Origin of the sequence: Herbidospora sakaeratensis, assembly GCF_001570525.1 — a bacterium.
In the GTDB taxonomy this organism is placed as follows: Bacteria; Actinomycetota; Actinomycetes; order Streptosporangiales; family Streptosporangiaceae; genus Herbidospora; species Herbidospora sakaeratensis.
Map to the genome: position 1 here is coordinate 345,990 of NZ_BBXC01000008.1, position 14,191 is coordinate 360,180.

Consider the following 14,191-nt stretch of genomic DNA (forward strand, 5'->3'; position numbering starts at 1 on the left):
ATCTCGCGCGGCCCGGACGAGGAGAATTGGGGACCCCGCCTATGACGACCGATCGCCTGCTCGGTATGGTCCCCGATGGTCAGGGCGGGACGCCCGAGGGGCAGGGCAGGCTCGTCGGCCGCCGCTACCGGCTCTTGTCGCCGGTCGGCCGTGGCGGCATGGGAATGGTGTGGCACGCCCACGACGTGCTGCTCGACCGCGACGTCGCGGTCAAGGAGCTGATCCTCCCCTACGGCCTCGACCAGCAGGGCCGCCAGACCGCCCACACGCGCATGCTCCGCGAGGCCCGTTCGGCCGCGCGGCTGAGCCACCCGGGCATCGTGACCGTCCACGACGTCGTCGAGGAGGACGGCCGCCCCTGGATCGTGATGGAGCTGGTCCGGGCCTGGTCGCTGGAGCAGGCGGTGCGCCAGAGCGGGCCGCTGCCGGTCGTCCAGGCCGCCGAGATCGGCATAAGGGTGCTCGACGCGCTGCGCCACGCGCACGCCGCCGGCATCCTCCACCGCGACGTCAAGCCGGGCAACGTGCTGCTGACGGCCGACCGCGTGGTCCTCACCGACTTCGGCATCGCCGCCATCGAGGGCGACGTGTCGATCACCCACCCCGGCCTGCTGATGGGCTCCCCGGCGTACATCCCGCCGGAGCGGCTCCAGGGCCGCCCGATCACGTTCGCGGCCGACCTGTGGTCGTTCGGCGCCACCCTCTACGCGGCGGTGGAGGGCCGGCCCCCGTACGAGGGCCCCGACGCCGTCGCCGTGCTGGGCGCGGTGCTGACCCAGGAGCCCAACCGCCCCGGGCGGGCGGGCGCGCTGATGGGCGTCATCGAGGGCCTGCTGCGCAAGAACCCGGCCGACCGGCTGCCCGCCGCGCAGGTGTCCGACATGCTCGAGCACGTGCTGCGCCAGCACGGTCTCGGCGTGCGCCCGACCGCCCCGCCGCAGAGCCCGGCGCAGGCCGCGCCGCAGGGCCCGGCCACGCCCTCCCCCGCGCCGACCCCCGCCGACCAGACCCCGGTTCAGATGCTGCCGCCACTCGACCCGCCCTCCGGACCGATGCCCTCGCGCATCATCGAGACCCCGTCGGGTCCGGTCCGGGTGCCGTACGACCCCAACAGCCCTTCGGGCGGCTACCCGATGGGCGCCGCCAAGCCCGACCCGATGAGCAGCCCGACCGGCGACCTCTCCTCGACGGGCGGCGTGTCGTTCTTCGCGCCGATCACCCCGTCGAAGCCCGGTGGCCCGAGCCGTCCGGCCCCCGCCGTCGCTGCGCAGACCCCGGGCGGCTGGCCGATGCCCGACCAGAAGGACCTGCCCGAGTTCGGCGACCTGGGCAAGGACACCCGCGCCGGGAAGTCGTTCGACGGGCCGGCTGAGAAGGCCCCCGAGCGCAGGCCCGCCGCGCCTCGGCCCTCGCGCCGCCGCAAGGAGCCCGACGACGAGCGCGGCAGCCGCAGCAGCCTGCTCGCGGTGGTCGCGGCCATCGCCGTGATCGCGGTCGTGGTGCTGGTGTTGTTGATCATGGTACCGGGCGACGACGCGCCCGCCGACCCGCGCAACCAGGCGGTGGCGACCGGCCCCGCCGACGGCGGCGCCGACGTGCCGGCCGTGCCCGCGACACCCGAGGGCGAGCTGCCCGAGGGGTTCCGCAACCACACCGTCGGCAACGTCACGGTCGCCGTCCCCGACACCTGGAAGGTCGCCGCGCAGGACGGCGCGGTCGTGCTGACCGGCCCGAAGGACAGCGGGCAGAGCGGCCTGATCGAGGAGATCCCCGACGGCGGCCTCGACGCCCTGAAGACGGCCGAGGGCAAGGCGTCGTTCGAGGAGTACACCCAGTTGCAGCTGGCCGAGGTGGAGTACCGCTGGCCGGCCGCCGAATGGGAGTACACCCACCGCGACGCCGCGAACGTGACCGTGCACACGGCCGTCCGCTACGTCACGGTCGACGGCCGCTCCTACGCGATCACCTTCACCGCGCCCGACTACGACTGGACCGAGAGCGCCGCGAGCGTGCGCGCGACCCTGTGGAACTCCTTCACCCCGGCATAAAACCCGCTTTTTACGCTGTCATGAGCCATGCCAGACTTCGCTCATGACAGCGATCCCCCTCACGTCCCACCAGAAGGTGCAACGCCGGACTCTCGGAGTGCTCTCCCTGGTGCAGATCGTGTCGGGGATGGGCATCGCCGTGGTGCTCGCGCTGAGCTCCCTCATGGTGTACGACCTCTCGGGCTCCGAGGCGATCAGCGGCCTGGCCGGCACCGCCACGGTGCTGGGCACCGCGTTGATGGCGCTCCCGGCGGCCAGGGCGGCCGACGGCGGCGGCCGTAGAGCGGGGCTGTCGCTCGCCTACGGAGCCGCGTTCCTCGGCTGCCTGGCGGCGGTGGCGTCGATGGAGCTGGGATCGTGGCCGCTGCTGCTGCTCTCGCTGATCCTCATCGGGGCGGGCAGCGCCGGAAACCTGTCGGCCCGCTACGCGGCCACCGACCTGGCCCCACCGGGCCGCACCGCCCGCCACCTGTCGCTCGTCGTCTGGGCGGCCACGATCGGCAGCGTCGCGGGCCCCAACCTGGCCGACCCGGCCGACGCGCTCGGCGTCGAGCTGGGGCTGGCGCCCACGGCCGGCCCGTTCGCGCTGGCCGCGACCGCGTTCGCGGTCTCCCTGCTGGTGATCAACGCGGGGCTGCGGCCCGACCCCCTGCTGCTGGCCCGGCAGGCCCGCGCGGTGCCGGTCGCCCGGCGGCGGCAGCCGCTGCGTGAGGCGGTGGCGACGGTGCGGGCCACCCCGGCGGCCCGGATCGGGCTGCTGACGATCGCGGCCGGGCACACCGCGATGGTGTCGGTGATGTCGATGACGCCCGTCCACCTCGCGCACGGGCACGCCGAGATCTCGGTCATCGGGATGGTGCTGAGCCTGCACATCGCCGGCATGTTCATGTTCTCGCCGCTGGTGGGCTGGGCCGCCGACCGGCTCGGCCGGGCCGTGGTCGCGACCGCCGGGATGGGCATCCTGGTGGCCGCCGGGCTGCTGGCCGCGTTCGGCGGGCACAACGTGCCGGTGATCACGGCGGGCCTGATCCTGCTCGGCCTGGGCTGGTCGTGCTCCCTGGTCGCGGGGTCGGCGATGCTGACCGAGGCGGTCGACCTGGAGCGCCGCCCGGCCGTGCAGGGCCTCTCCGACCTGACGATGAACGTGTGCGGGGCCGCCGGCGCGCTGCTGGCCGGCGCGATCGTCGGCACGATCTCCTACCTGGCCCTCGGCCTGATCACGGCGGCGCTGACCGGGCTGACCGGGGTGGTCATTTGGCGTCGGCGTAGCACCGCACCGGCGTCGCGCCCATCGGGAACCTGACCGGGGTCGCGCCGAACAGCAGGCGGGTCGCCTCCTCGGCGCTGGCCGCGATGGCGGCGGCCACCTCTCCGGCCTGGTCTTCGGGGCAGTGCACCATGACCTCGTCGTGCTGGAAGAACACCAGCCGCGCCGCGCCGGTCAGCCGCCCGCGCAACACGGCCATCAGGGTGAGCGCCCACTCGGCGGCGGTGGCCTGGACGACGAAGTTGCGGGTGAACCGCCCCCGGTCGCGGGCCGCGCGGCCCCCGTCGGGCCCGGAGACCACCGCCCGCCAGCGGTCGGACGGCGGCGGGCTGGTGCGGCCCAGCCACGAGCGCACCACGCGGCCCTCCTCCCCGGCCCGCGCGGCGTCTTCGACGAAGGCGTAGGCCTGGGGGAAGCGGGAGCGCATCACGGCCAGCAGTTTGGGGGCGTCGCCGCTGGTGCCGCCGTACATGGCCGACAGCATGGCGATCTTGGCGGTGTCGCGCTGGCCGCCGAACGCCTGGGCCAGCGCGGCGTAGAGGTCGATCTCGCCGGCGGCGCGGGCCAGCCCCCGGTCGCCGGCCATCGCGGCCAGCACCCGCGGTTCGAGCTGGGCGGCGTCGGCGACCACGAGCGTCCACCCGTCGTCGGCGACCACCGCCTTCCGCATCACCTTCGGGATCTGCAGCGCCCCTCCCCCGCTGGTCGCCCACCGCCCGCTGACCACGCCGCCGACGACGTACTCGGTCCGCAGCCGGTCGTCGCGCACCCACTGGTCGGCCCACGCCCACCCGTGGGCGCTGAACAACCGCGCCAGCTCCTTGTACGCCAGCAGCGGCGCCACCCCCGGGTGGTCGACCTGCTTCAGCACGTGGGACCGGGTGGACGGCACCTCGACCCCGGCCGCCTTGAACGCCTTCACGAGCTGCTGCGGCGAGTCGGGGTTGACCGCCCGCCCGAACGCCGCCGCCACCTGGTCGGCGAGCGCCTGGAGCCGGGCGGGCCGCATGCCGTGGGCGGGCCGGGGCCCGAGCAAGTCGGTCAGCAGCGCCTCGTGGACCGACTCGCGCCAGGGCATGCCCTCGTGGCGCATCTCGGCGGCGACCAGCCCGCCGGCCGACTCGGCCGCCACCAGCAGCCGGAACCGCCCGGGTTCGGGCAGCGCCGCGATGCGGGCGGCCTGCGCGGCGGCCACCTCGTCGACGAGCGCGGCCCCCGGCTCGGCCGGCGCGGGCGCGGGGTCGAACAGCGACCCCTGGGCGGCCTCGGGGGTCTCGTGGCGGTCTTCGGGCACCGGCAGGCCGTGGAGCCGCGCGTGGGCGGCCTCGGCCGACCGGGGTTCGCCGTAGCGGCCCTCGGCGGCCAGCAGCAGGTTCTCGGTCAGCGCGACGTCGTGGCAGCGGCCCACCCGCACGCCCCGGGCCAGCAGCCCCGGGTAGATCCGCCGCGTGTCGGCCCACACCCACCGGGGCGCCTCCCGCGCCTCGACCTCGGCCACCGCCGCCGGAAGGTCGGCCACCGGGCCTCCGGGCAGCAGCTCACCACTGCCGTCTTTCAGCCCGGAGACCACCACTTGCACGGTTCCACCCTGCCAGGCCCCACCGACAGTTCGTCGTCTGCCAGGCGGGCCCGGCGCCGGAGGACGGCCGGAGGTCGGGCGGGAGCCGTAAAGGAAGCCGGCATGAGCGGGACCTAAGCGGCCGAGCGGACCGGAGCCGAGCGGACCCCGGAAACGGAACCACCCGGTTCAGGCCAGCGGGATGATCACTTCGTCCTCGACCGGGGGTTCGAGCTCCTGGGCCAGGCACCCCGTCGCGGCGAAGCAGCGGATGCGCAGTTCGGTCGGGGTGACCGAGACGTGCAGGAAGCTCTTGAAGAACGGCGGGGTGTCCCAGTCGGTCAGCTCGGAGATCCAGCGGTGGAAGAAGCGGCCGACCGGCAGGTGGAAGGGCATCGGCCAGCCGCCGAGGAACCGGGCCGCCCACTTCATCCGGGCGGTGATCTTGACGGGCGGGGTGTCGCGGACCGGCTCGTTGCCGATCTGCCGCGACATCAGCGCCACGGCCTCCTCGGGCGTCAGGTAGAGCCACTTCATCCGCAGCTTGCGCGAGTAGAGCAGGCTGTAGAACGACAATGAGTCGCCGCGCAGCGGATAGCAGCGGAAGTCGTCTTCGTGCACCTTGTCGACGCGCGGGATCGTGTGGGTGGCGTGCATGAACGCGCCGCCGCCGCCCGAGACGAGGTACTGGATCACCCGCCCGTCGACGTCGACCGGGAAGCGCTGGTAGTTGTGCACGTCGCCGCCGATCGCCGCGACGTAGTTGCAGGCCGGGTCGCGCACGATCTCGTCGACGGTGCCGCCGCCCTCGATCGGGCAGGGTTTGTAGTCGTTGCGCACGTAGATCGGCTTGCCGGTGATGAGCACCTTGGGCCGGGTGTCGGCCGACGAGACGTGGCGCAGCCACTCGCCCTGCTCGCGGTCGAGCGAGCCGGTGATGCCGGTGTCGATGCCGACCAGCACGAGTTCGCCGAGGTCGAGCACCCAGTAGGGGGCCGGCTGCCGGGCCTCCTGGGTGGGCCTGCCGCGCATCTTCCACGCCTCGGCCAGCGCGGCCTCGTCGATCGCCTCGGGCTTCTTCCAGAGCAGGCCGCGCAGCCCCGCCGGGGAGAGCCGGAAGCCCTCGCGCTCGACCTTGAGCGGCTTGGCGCCGCAGAAGACCCGCATGAAGCCGCCCAGGCCGTCGTACCAGTCGTGGTTGCCGGGGATGGCGTAGATGGGGGCGTCGTAGTCCTTGAACGGGCGGAAGAACTTGTCGCAGTAGTCGCTCGCGGCGCCCGTGGGGTAGATCACGTCGCTGGCGATGACCGCGAAGTCGGTCGCGCCGCCCACCTTCAGCAGGCCGGGGACGACGGCGTACTGGGAGGCGTCGCCCTCGCCGGTGTCGCCGATCACGACGAACGAGTACTCCGGGCCCATCAGGCGGGTCATCCGGAAGTCGGGCTCGGCGCCGTTCTCCCGCATGGACGCCACCCAGCGGCGGCGCACCTCCGCCGACGGATCGCCGAACAACCCGGCGAGGATCTCGTTGCGCGACCGCCACAGGGTCTTCGGGTGCAACCACGTGAAGGTGTTCTTGTTGGGGCGCAGCGCCTGGAAGGTCCCGATCTCCTGGCAGTGCCACCCGGCGCCGTGTTCGGAGACCCGGGAGGAGACCTGCTTCCCGCGCGCGGCCGCAGCCTCGACGCCGATGTCCGCCATACGGTCAATCTTGCTCGGTTTCAGGGGACGAGGACACCGGGGTTGAGAATCCCCATCGGATCGAGACTTTTCTTGATCGCCCGCATGACGCCGACGCCCACCGGGCCGATCTCGGTGGCGTAGGCGGCGCGGTGGTCGCGGCCCACCCCGTGGTGGTGCGAGATGGTGCCCCCGGCCAGCCCGATCGCCTCCGACGCCTTGGCCTTGGCGGCCTCCCAGCGGGCCAGCGGGTCGTCTCCGGCGGCGGTGACGACGGTGAAGTAGAGCGACGCGCCGGTCTCGTAGAGGTGGGAGACGTGGCACATCACGATCAGCCGGCCGAGCGAGGCCTCCAGGGCGAGCCTCACGGCCTCGTAGAGGCGGGGCAGCACCGACCAGTGGGCGGCGGTCTCCAGCGTCTCCACGGTCGCCCCGGCGGCGATGAGCGCGTCGCGCAGGTAGGGGCCGCCGAACCGGCCCTCGGCCCAGCGCTCGGCGGGCTCGGCGCCCAGGTGCTCGGCGTCGGCGAACCGCGGCGGCTCGTCCTCTTCCCAGCCCACCACCATCAGGCAGCCGGAACCGCCGCCGATCATGGTCTCGGTCTCGTCGGACAGGCGCAGCACCGCCGGCAGCCGCCGCTCCTGGGCCAGGACGCGCATCGCGTCGCGCCCGGCCGCGAACGACGGGAACCGCCAGGCGTCCCAGCCGCGCCGCGCGGGCAGCCGGCGCACCCGCAGCCGCATCGAGGTGATCACCCCGAACGCGCCTTCGGAGCCCAGCACGACGTGCCGCAGGTCGGGCCCGGCGGCCGAGCGCGGCGCCCGGCCAAGCTCCCAGTCGCCGACCGGCGTGGCCACGGTCAGGCCCTCGACCATGTCGTCGAACCGCCCGTAGCCGGCCGACGCCTGCCCCGACGAGCGGGCGGCGGCGAACCCGCCGAGGGTGGCGTACTCGAACGACTGGGGGAAGTGCCCCAGCGTCAGCCCCCGGGCGTTGAGCAGTTCCTCGGCCTGCGGCCCGCGCAGCCCCGGCTGGAGCTCGGCCAGCATCGACTCCTCGTCGACCGAGATCAGCTTGTCGAGCCGCCGCAGGTCGAGCGCGACCGACCCGGAGTAGCCGTCCCACTCGCAGGTGACCCCGCCGACGACGGACGTCCCTCCCCCGAAGGGCACCACCGAGACCATCTCGTCGCCGCACAACCGCAGCACCTCGGAGATCTGGTGGTGGGAGCCCGGCAGCACGACGATGTCGGGGGCGTCGTCGGCGTCTCCCATGCGCATCTTCAGCAGGTCTGGCGTGGATTTGCCCCGCGTGTGGCGAATCCGGGCATCGGCGTCGGTACGCACGTTCTCTGCGCCTACGATGGTCCGGAGCGAGTCCAGCACGAAGGGTGACAGACCGGTCGCGGGGAGCCGGACCTCCCCGAACCCCGCCGGTTCCTCGGTGGGCGGCGTGACGCCCAGCGCCTCCGCGAGCAGCTCCAGCACTTCGGGAGCGAGCCCGGTCGCCCTGTCGGGGTCACCCCAGCCCGACCAGAGCATGGGCTGCACGGGGGTACGCGGAGTCTCCACAGGATGCCGGCCTCTCGATAGGTTACCCAAGGGTAGTGCCCGTCCCGATCAAGGAACCGCATGGAGTCTTCCCTCAACGCGGCCCGCCGCGCCCGTGATCTCGACGACGCGCGCGAGGAGGTCGCCGACCTCCTCGTCGTGGGCCTGGGCGCCACCGGGGCGGGGGTGGCGCTCGACGCGGCCGCCCGCGGGTTGTCGGTGGTCGCGATCGACGCCCACGACCTGGCGTTCGGGACCTCCCGCTGGAGTTCCAAGCTCATCCACGGCGGGCTGCGCTACCTCGCGTCCGGCCAGATCGGGCTGGCCAGGGAGAGCGCCGCCGAGCGCCACGTGCTGATCCGGCACACCGCCCCCCACCTGGTGAAGGCGCAGCCCTATCTGCTGCCGCTGACCCCCGGCGTCTCGGCGGCGACGGCCCGGAAGCTGATGACCGGCTACCGGCTGGGCGACCTGCTGCGCGCCGCCGCGGGCACCCCGAAGAAGCTGATCCCGGGCCCGGCCCGGCTGGGCGCGGCCGAGGCGCTCGACCTGGTCCCGGCGCTGGCCGCCGACGGGCTGCGGGGCGCGCTGCGGTCCTACGACGGCCGGGTGGTCGACGACGCCCGGCTGGTGGTCGCGCTGGCCCGCACCGCCGCCGGGCACGGCGCGCGGGTGCTGACCCGCTGCCGGGCGCTGGGCCTGGCCGGCGACGGCGCCGAGGCGCGCGACGAACTGACCGGTGAAACCTTCACGATCAGGGCCAAGGCGGTGGTGAACGCCACGGGCGTGTGGGCGGGCCTGCTCGCCCCCGAGATCACCCTGCGGCCCTCACGTGGCACCCACCTGGTGCTGCGCGAGGGCGTGCTGGGGCCGCTGCGGGCCGGGCTGCACGTGCCGATCCCGGGCGAGTCGAGCCGGTTCCTGCTGGTGCTGCCGCAGAGCGACGGCCACGTCCTGGTGGGGCTGACCGACGAGCCGGTCGAGGGGCCGGTGCCCGACGTGGCCGACGTGCCCGAGAGCGACGTGGAGTTCCTGCTGGCCACGCTCAACGGCGTGCTGGGCGTCCCGGTGACCCGCGACCAGGTCGCGGGCGCCCACGCCGGGCTGCGCCCGCTGCTGGACACCGGCTCCGGGCGCGGCACCGCCGACCTGTCGCGCCGCCACGCGGTGCTGCGGGGCCGGGACGGCGTCGTGACCGTCGTCGGCGGCAAGCTCACGACCTACCGCCGCATGGCCGAGGACGCGGTCGACGCGGCCTGCCCGCACGCCCGGCGCAGCACCACCGCGCGGCTCCCGCTGGTCGGCGCCGCCACCCGCGGCATCCGGGCCCCGTGGCGGCTGATCGAGCGCTACGGCGCGGAGGCCGAGGACATCACCGCCCTCATCGAGTCGAACCGGGCGCTCGGCGCGAGGGTCCTGCCGGGCGAGCCGACGACATGGGCCGAGCTCCTCTGGGCAGTACGCCACGAGGGCGCCCTCGACGAGGACGACCTGCTCGACCGGCGTACCAGGATCGGGCTCATCGCGGAAGACCGCCGGACGGCGCTGAAAGTCGCACGGCACGTTCTGTCACTTCAGCCCTGAACGTTTGACACCATCGTCTAAGGTTAGGATTACCTAACCGAAGATGATCACGAGGACGGAACGGGCACATGAGCAAGGGTTGCGACCACGCGGCGGGCTTGCACACCGGCGACGCGCCGGTGCTCGCCAGCGCCACGGTCGGCGCCCGCCGGTGGCTGCTCATCGAGCACAACGGCCCCTGGGCCGCGTACCTGCCCGAATGCCGCCTTCCGCAGAGCGTGCTGGCCCTCATCGACCGCGCCACCGCCCTCGGCATCCGTTCGCAGCTCATCCGCCGCCCCGACCGCGAGACCACGCCGGGCCCCGGTGCGCTGCACGTTTTCGTCGGATCGTCCACGGGGAGTGACCCCTGGCTGGCAGAGGCCTGGCTCGACCACCCCGACGATCTTGACCTGGGCGCACTTGTGGACGGAGCGCTTCCGGAGTCCTGCATACTTGTCAGTGAGCCGGTATTTCTGGTCTGCACGCACGCCAAGCGCAACGCGTGCTGCGCCCGCTTTGGTCTCCCGATCGCGAGATCACTATCCCGGAAACACCCCGGGAATGTGTGGGAAACCACACATGTTGGCGGCGATCGATACGCCGCCAACCTCGTGTGCTTGCCACACGGGCTTTACTACGGCAGCATGTCTGAGGCTGCCGCGATCGCGGCGGCACACGCCTACCGTGACGGCAAGATCGTTCTTGACCGTTTCCGGGGGCGCGCGGGTCTCCCTGAGCCATCGCAAGCCGCCGAGCATTTTGTCCGGTCACACACGGGCGAGCTCTCGGTCGGCGGAGTGGCCGTGGAATCCTCCCGGTCGGAAGGTGACTCCACCGTGTGCGTTGTGCAAACCAACGCGCGTGGTGGAACGTCCCGTTTTCGGGTAGTGGTCGAGCCTTCGGTGTTCGCGGCACCGTGCGGTCTCGCCTGCGCCGAAGAGATCACGACCTACAGGTTGGCCGAGCTCAAGCAGCTCACCCCGGCTTTGACCTGAGGCTTCGCAAGAAGCCGGGAACACCACGGACGCTCCTCGCGTTGCAAAAGAGGAACCCATAAGCGTCCATTGCGGCACAAACACTGAAATACCTCTTCTCACCAAAGGTGGTTTCTCATGTCTCAGGTACGTCGGCAGCTCGCCCGCCCCCGCCCCAGTTGGGGTTGGCAGGATGATGCCGCGTGCCGGGGAGAGGACCTTGTGCTGTTCTTCGGCCCTGACGGGGAGCGCCAGCCTGAGCGCGACATCCGCGAGCGGAAGGCGAAGGCGATCTGCGCCGGTTGCCCGGTCCGCGCGGAGTGTCTTGACTACGCGCTTTCCCGCCCTGAGAAGTACGGCACCTGGGGTGGCCTGAACGAGGACGAGCGCGCCTCCGAGCGTCGCCGTCGGATGCGGCGCGCCGCGAGCGCCGGCATCAGCGCCGTCGCCTAGCACCACCCTCCCCGGCATTTCGCCAATCCTCCCTGGTCAGTGGCTTGCTGGGATGTTCCGCACACCGATGCGGCGGCGGAACACCCAGTAGGTCCACGACAGGAACACGACCGCGACCCACGTCATGATCTGCACGGTCTTCGACGTGGACGCGGCGTTTTCTGTGTCCGGCCCGTTCTCCGAACCGGCCGTCGACGGCAGCACCTCGGGATAGAGGGCCGCGAACAGGCTGATCGTGGCCGCCCCGATCGCGGCGGCCGAGCCGAGGAAGGCCCAGCACTCCCGGCCGAAGAAGTTGGCCGCCATCCCCGCGCCCCATGCCCCGATCGCGGCCACCGTGAGCAGAACACCTGCGAACGACCCTTCCATGGCCTGTGCCCAGGTCAGGAATGCGATGACCAGAACCGCCGCGACCACCCCGCTTTTCTCCGCGACGCCCTTCGCCTTCCGGCGAATCCTCCCCCGCGTCCTCAGCGCCAGGAACACCGCGCCGTGCGTGCCGAAAAGGGCCGTCGTCGTCAATCCGCCGAGTAGCACGAACGGGTGCAGCAGATCCCGGAATTCCGGCTTCTCGTCCAGGGCGATTCCGCGCACGACGGCGGCGAACATTACGCCCCACAGGAACGCGAGAACCAGCGAACTCCAGAAAAGGCAGCGGTCCCACTTTTTCCCGGGATGTTCGCCCCGGTAGACCAAGGCCACCCCGCGCACGATGAGCGCGAGCAGAATCACCAAGAAGCCGTCGGCCAGGGTGGCGCACCACTCGGGGAAGGCGGCGAACACCACGCCCCCGGCGGCGATGAGCCAGACCCCGTTGCCGCCCCACACGGGCTTGATCGTGCCGACCATCACCTGGCGTTCCCGCTCCTCCTTCGGCAGGTACGCCAGCAGCACCCCCACCCCGAGGTCGCAGCCCTCCCGGACGAAACAGCCCGTGAAGAGCACGGCCACGGCGGCGAACCAGATGTCGTCGAGCGTCACGGCGTCCTCTCAGCGGGCCGGGCCGGCTGCGTGGGGATGCCGAACCGCCACCGGGCCAGGTCACCGACGTCCATTCAGTCACCGTAAGTGAGCGTTGGTCACACGGAGCGGAGGCACGCCCGGGTTTCGTCGTCGGTGAGCTGCTCGAACCGTTCGTACCAGCCGCCGACGGAACCGAAGTCCTCGGGCGCCATGACCGCGATCACCTCGTCGGCCTCGTTTTCGAGTGATCTGACCGCCGCCGCGGCGCCCACCGGGACGGCCAGGGTGACCCGGCGCGGGTGCTGCGCCCGTATCGCCCGCAGGGCGGCGCGGGCCGTGCCGCCGGTGGCCAGGCCGTCGTCGACCACGATCACGTCGCGTCCGCGCAGGTCGGGAGGGGGCCGGCCGTCGCGGTAGGCGTCGACCCGGCGGGCCAGCTCGGCGCGTTCGGCCGCCACGACGTCGTCGAGGTCGCTCTCGTGGTAGCCGGTCCGGCGCAACATCGCCCGGTCGAAGACCGGTTCGCCGCCCTCGGCGATGGCGCCCAGGCCCAACTCGGGCTGGAGGGGGTGCCCGAGCTTGCGGGTCACCAGGACGTCGAGCGGCACCCCGAGCGCCCGGGCGACCACGGCGCCGACGGCCACCCCGCCGCGCGGCAGGGCGAGCACGATGTCGGCGGGCGTGCCCGCCAGCGCCTCCGCGAGGAGGGCGCCGGCGGTCGTGCGGTCCGGGAAGGAGTCCACCTTCCGGGTCCTACCCACCCGGTCAGGGACGGCTGCGGCCCCGCATGCCCTTGTGGATGATTTTCCACTTCCGGGTCTCCTCGGCCTGGAGCCGGGCGTCGCTGCGCCGCGCCATCCAGGCCGCCTCGCGCTGGAGCTTGCGCCAGCTCTCCAGCCGCCGTTCGGGCAACTCGCCGCTCTCCAGCGCCGCCATGACCGCGCAGCCCGGCTCCGACTCGTGGGAGCAGTCGCCGAAGCGGCACTGTCCGGCCAGGTCCTCGATCTCGGAGAAGACCCGGTCGACGCCGTCGGACATGTCGTACAGGCCGACCCGCCGGATGCCCGGGGTGTCGATGACGATGCCGCCGCCGGGCAGCGGGATCAGCTCCCGGTGCACGGTGGTGTGGCGGCCCCGGCCGTCGCCGGCCCTGACCTGCTGGGTCTCCATGACCTCGCCGCCCGCGAGGGCGTTGACGAGGCTCGACTTGCCCGCGCCCGAGGCGCCCAGGATCACGGCGGTCCGGGAGCCCATCAGGTAGGAGCGCACGGCGTCGACCCCGTCGCCGGTGAACGACGAGACGGCGTGCACGTCGACGCCCGGCGCGGCGTTCCCGACGTCGGCCAGGAGGTCGTCGAGGCCCTGGTCGAAGAGGTCGGCCTTGGTGATGACGACGACGGGCGTGCCGCCGCTCTCCCAGGCCAGCGCGGTCAGCCGCTCGATGCGGCCGAGGTCGGCGAAGTCGGTCGCGTGCATGGCCGGTTCGGCCACGAACACGACGTCGACGTTGGCGGCCAGCACCTGGCCCTGCCCGTCGCCCGACAACCCGCCCCGCGAGTCGCGGGAGACCCCGCCCCGGACGAACGCGGTCGCCCTGGGCAGCACCTCGTCGAGTTCGTGCCGGCCCTCGGCGAGCAGCCGCAGCGCCACCCAGTCGCCCACGCAGGGCAGCCGGGTGGGGTCGGCGGCGGATTCACGGCGCACGCGGGCGCCGTAGTGGGCCTGGATCTGGCCCTGTTCGGTGATGACCTCGGCGGCGCCGCGGTGCACCCGGGAGACCCGGCCCGGGATGGTGTCCGCGGGGAGGGTACGGGTGTCGTCCCAGCCGAGGAGAGAAAGATCGAAAACGAGAGGATCGAAGAACACTTCGGGTGAAACCCTTCAGGATGGAACAGGCCCCGCGTACGTCAGCGGGCGGCCCGGAGGTTGATGGACGGCATGCTCAAGAGAAAGACCCGCATGTTGTCGCCACCTCCCTGAAGGAAAGAACCGGTCGTTCCGGCCTCGCAGCACGATACGCACCCCCGGACGCCCCCCGCAACGGGATTTCCCCCCGCCGCGGGCCCGCCTTCCCCGGAACCCTGCGCGTCACCCATATCCCCACATACCCGGATACGCGAAAGCCCCGGTCA

The 14,191-nt window shown here is 72.7% G+C and carries 11 protein-coding genes; 5 read left to right on the forward strand and 6 right to left on the reverse strand.

Translation table 11 applies throughout. The features are described 5' to 3' along the window. Positions 1 to 41 precede the first annotated feature (41 nt). Both AW271_RS42235 and AW271_RS07385 read left to right on the forward strand, forming a co-directional pair. On the forward strand, positions 42 to 2,048 hold the full coding sequence (locus AW271_RS42235; protein WP_062333923.1) for a serine/threonine-protein kinase: 2,007 nt from the start codon (positions 42 to 44) through the stop codon (positions 2,046 to 2,048). 43 nt (positions 2,049 to 2,091) lie between these two features. Next, on the forward strand, positions 2,092 to 3,351 hold the full coding sequence (locus tag AW271_RS07385) for an MFS transporter (RefSeq protein WP_062333926.1): 1,260 nt from the start codon (positions 2,092 to 2,094) through the stop codon (positions 3,349 to 3,351). Here the strand turns inward: AW271_RS07385 and AW271_RS07390 are convergent. The 3 genes from AW271_RS07390 to AW271_RS07400 all read right to left on the reverse strand — a co-directional run bounded on the left by AW271_RS07390 (position 3,299) and on the right by AW271_RS07400 (position 8,094). Then, the gene (locus AW271_RS07390) at positions 3,299 to 4,894 is read right to left on the reverse strand and encodes a bifunctional 3'-5' exonuclease/DNA polymerase (protein ID WP_062333928.1); all 1,596 of its coding nucleotides are present in this window, start codon (positions 4,892 to 4,894) and stop codon (positions 3,299 to 3,301) included. The two genes, AW271_RS07385 and AW271_RS07390, sit on opposite strands and share 53 nt — an antisense overlap. Positions 4,895 to 5,062: 168 nt before the next feature. Then, on the reverse strand, positions 5,063 to 6,574 hold the full coding sequence (locus AW271_RS07395) for a metallophosphoesterase family protein (protein WP_062333931.1): 1,512 nt from the start codon (positions 6,572 to 6,574) through the stop codon (positions 5,063 to 5,065). A 20-nt stretch (positions 6,575 to 6,594) separates the two neighbouring features. Continuing rightward, positions 6,595 to 8,094, reverse strand: a complete 1,500-nt coding sequence (locus tag AW271_RS07400; RefSeq protein WP_062333936.1) for an FAD-binding oxidoreductase — start codon at positions 8,092 to 8,094, stop codon at positions 6,595 to 6,597. Positions 8,095 to 8,184: 90 nt separating this feature from the next. Here AW271_RS07400 and AW271_RS07405 point away from each other — a divergent pair, with 90 nt between their 5' ends. The 3 genes from AW271_RS07405 to AW271_RS07415 all read left to right on the forward strand — a co-directional run bounded on the left by AW271_RS07405 (position 8,185) and on the right by AW271_RS07415 (position 11,096). Further along, positions 8,185 to 9,687, forward strand: coding sequence for a glycerol-3-phosphate dehydrogenase/oxidase (locus AW271_RS07405; RefSeq protein ID WP_062333939.1), 1,503 nt, complete (start codon positions 8,185 to 8,187; stop codon positions 9,685 to 9,687). Positions 9,688 to 9,755: 68 nt separating this feature from the next. Further along, a complete protein-coding gene (locus tag AW271_RS07410; RefSeq protein ID WP_062333942.1) occupies positions 9,756 to 10,664 on the forward strand; it encodes a ferredoxin family protein in 909 nt (302 codons plus the stop codon). A 117-nt stretch (positions 10,665 to 10,781) separates the two neighbouring features. Then, the gene (locus AW271_RS07415) at positions 10,782 to 11,096 is read left to right on the forward strand and encodes a WhiB family transcriptional regulator (RefSeq protein ID WP_081898622.1); all 315 of its coding nucleotides are present in this window, start codon (positions 10,782 to 10,784) and stop codon (positions 11,094 to 11,096) included. 36 nt (positions 11,097 to 11,132) lie between these two features. On the opposite strand, the gene cydB is transcribed toward AW271_RS07415, so the two are convergent. The 3 genes from cydB to rsgA form a co-directional block, all read right to left on the reverse strand. Next, positions 11,133 to 12,077: a cytochrome d ubiquinol oxidase subunit II gene (gene cydB, locus AW271_RS07420; RefSeq protein WP_062333945.1), complete on the reverse strand. Its 945-nt coding sequence runs from the start codon at positions 12,075 to 12,077 to the stop codon at positions 11,133 to 11,135. A 98-nt stretch (positions 12,078 to 12,175) separates the two neighbouring features. Further along, positions 12,176 to 12,802 carry a phosphoribosyltransferase gene (locus AW271_RS07425; RefSeq protein WP_062333948.1) on the reverse strand — a complete coding sequence of 209 codons (627 nt, stop codon included), beginning with the start codon at positions 12,800 to 12,802 and terminating at the stop codon, positions 12,176 to 12,178. A gap of 22 nt (positions 12,803 to 12,824) precedes the next feature. After that, positions 12,825 to 13,925 carry a ribosome small subunit-dependent GTPase A gene (gene rsgA, locus AW271_RS07430; protein WP_062333951.1) on the reverse strand — a complete coding sequence of 367 codons (1,101 nt, stop codon included), beginning with the start codon at positions 13,923 to 13,925 and terminating at the stop codon, positions 12,825 to 12,827. Positions 13,926 to 14,191: the final 266 nt, after the last annotated feature.

Bases quoted from the DNA above. Each gene is read 5' to 3' on its own strand.
- AW271_RS07385 (WP_062333926.1), top strand. From the start codon at position 2,092: ATGACAGCGATCCCCCTCACGTCCCACCAGAAGGTGCAACGCCGGACT.
- AW271_RS07405 (WP_062333939.1), top strand. From the start codon at position 8,185: ATGGAGTCTTCCCTCAACGCGGCCCGCCGCGCCCGTGATCTCGACGAC.
- AW271_RS42235 (WP_062333923.1), top strand. From the start codon at position 42: ATGACGACCGATCGCCTGCTCGGTATGGTCCCCGATGGTCAGGGCGGG.
- AW271_RS07410 (WP_062333942.1), top strand. From the start codon at position 9,756: ATGAGCAAGGGTTGCGACCACGCGGCGGGCTTGCACACCGGCGACGCG.
- AW271_RS07400 (WP_062333936.1), bottom strand. From the start codon at position 8,094: ATGCTCTGGTCGGGCTGGGGTGACCCCGACAGGGCGACCGGGCTCGCT.
- AW271_RS07395 (WP_062333931.1), bottom strand. From the start codon at position 6,574: ATGGCGGACATCGGCGTCGAGGCTGCGGCCGCGCGCGGGAAGCAGGTC.
- AW271_RS07415 (WP_081898622.1), top strand. From the start codon at position 10,782: ATGTCTCAGGTACGTCGGCAGCTCGCCCGCCCCCGCCCCAGTTGGGGT.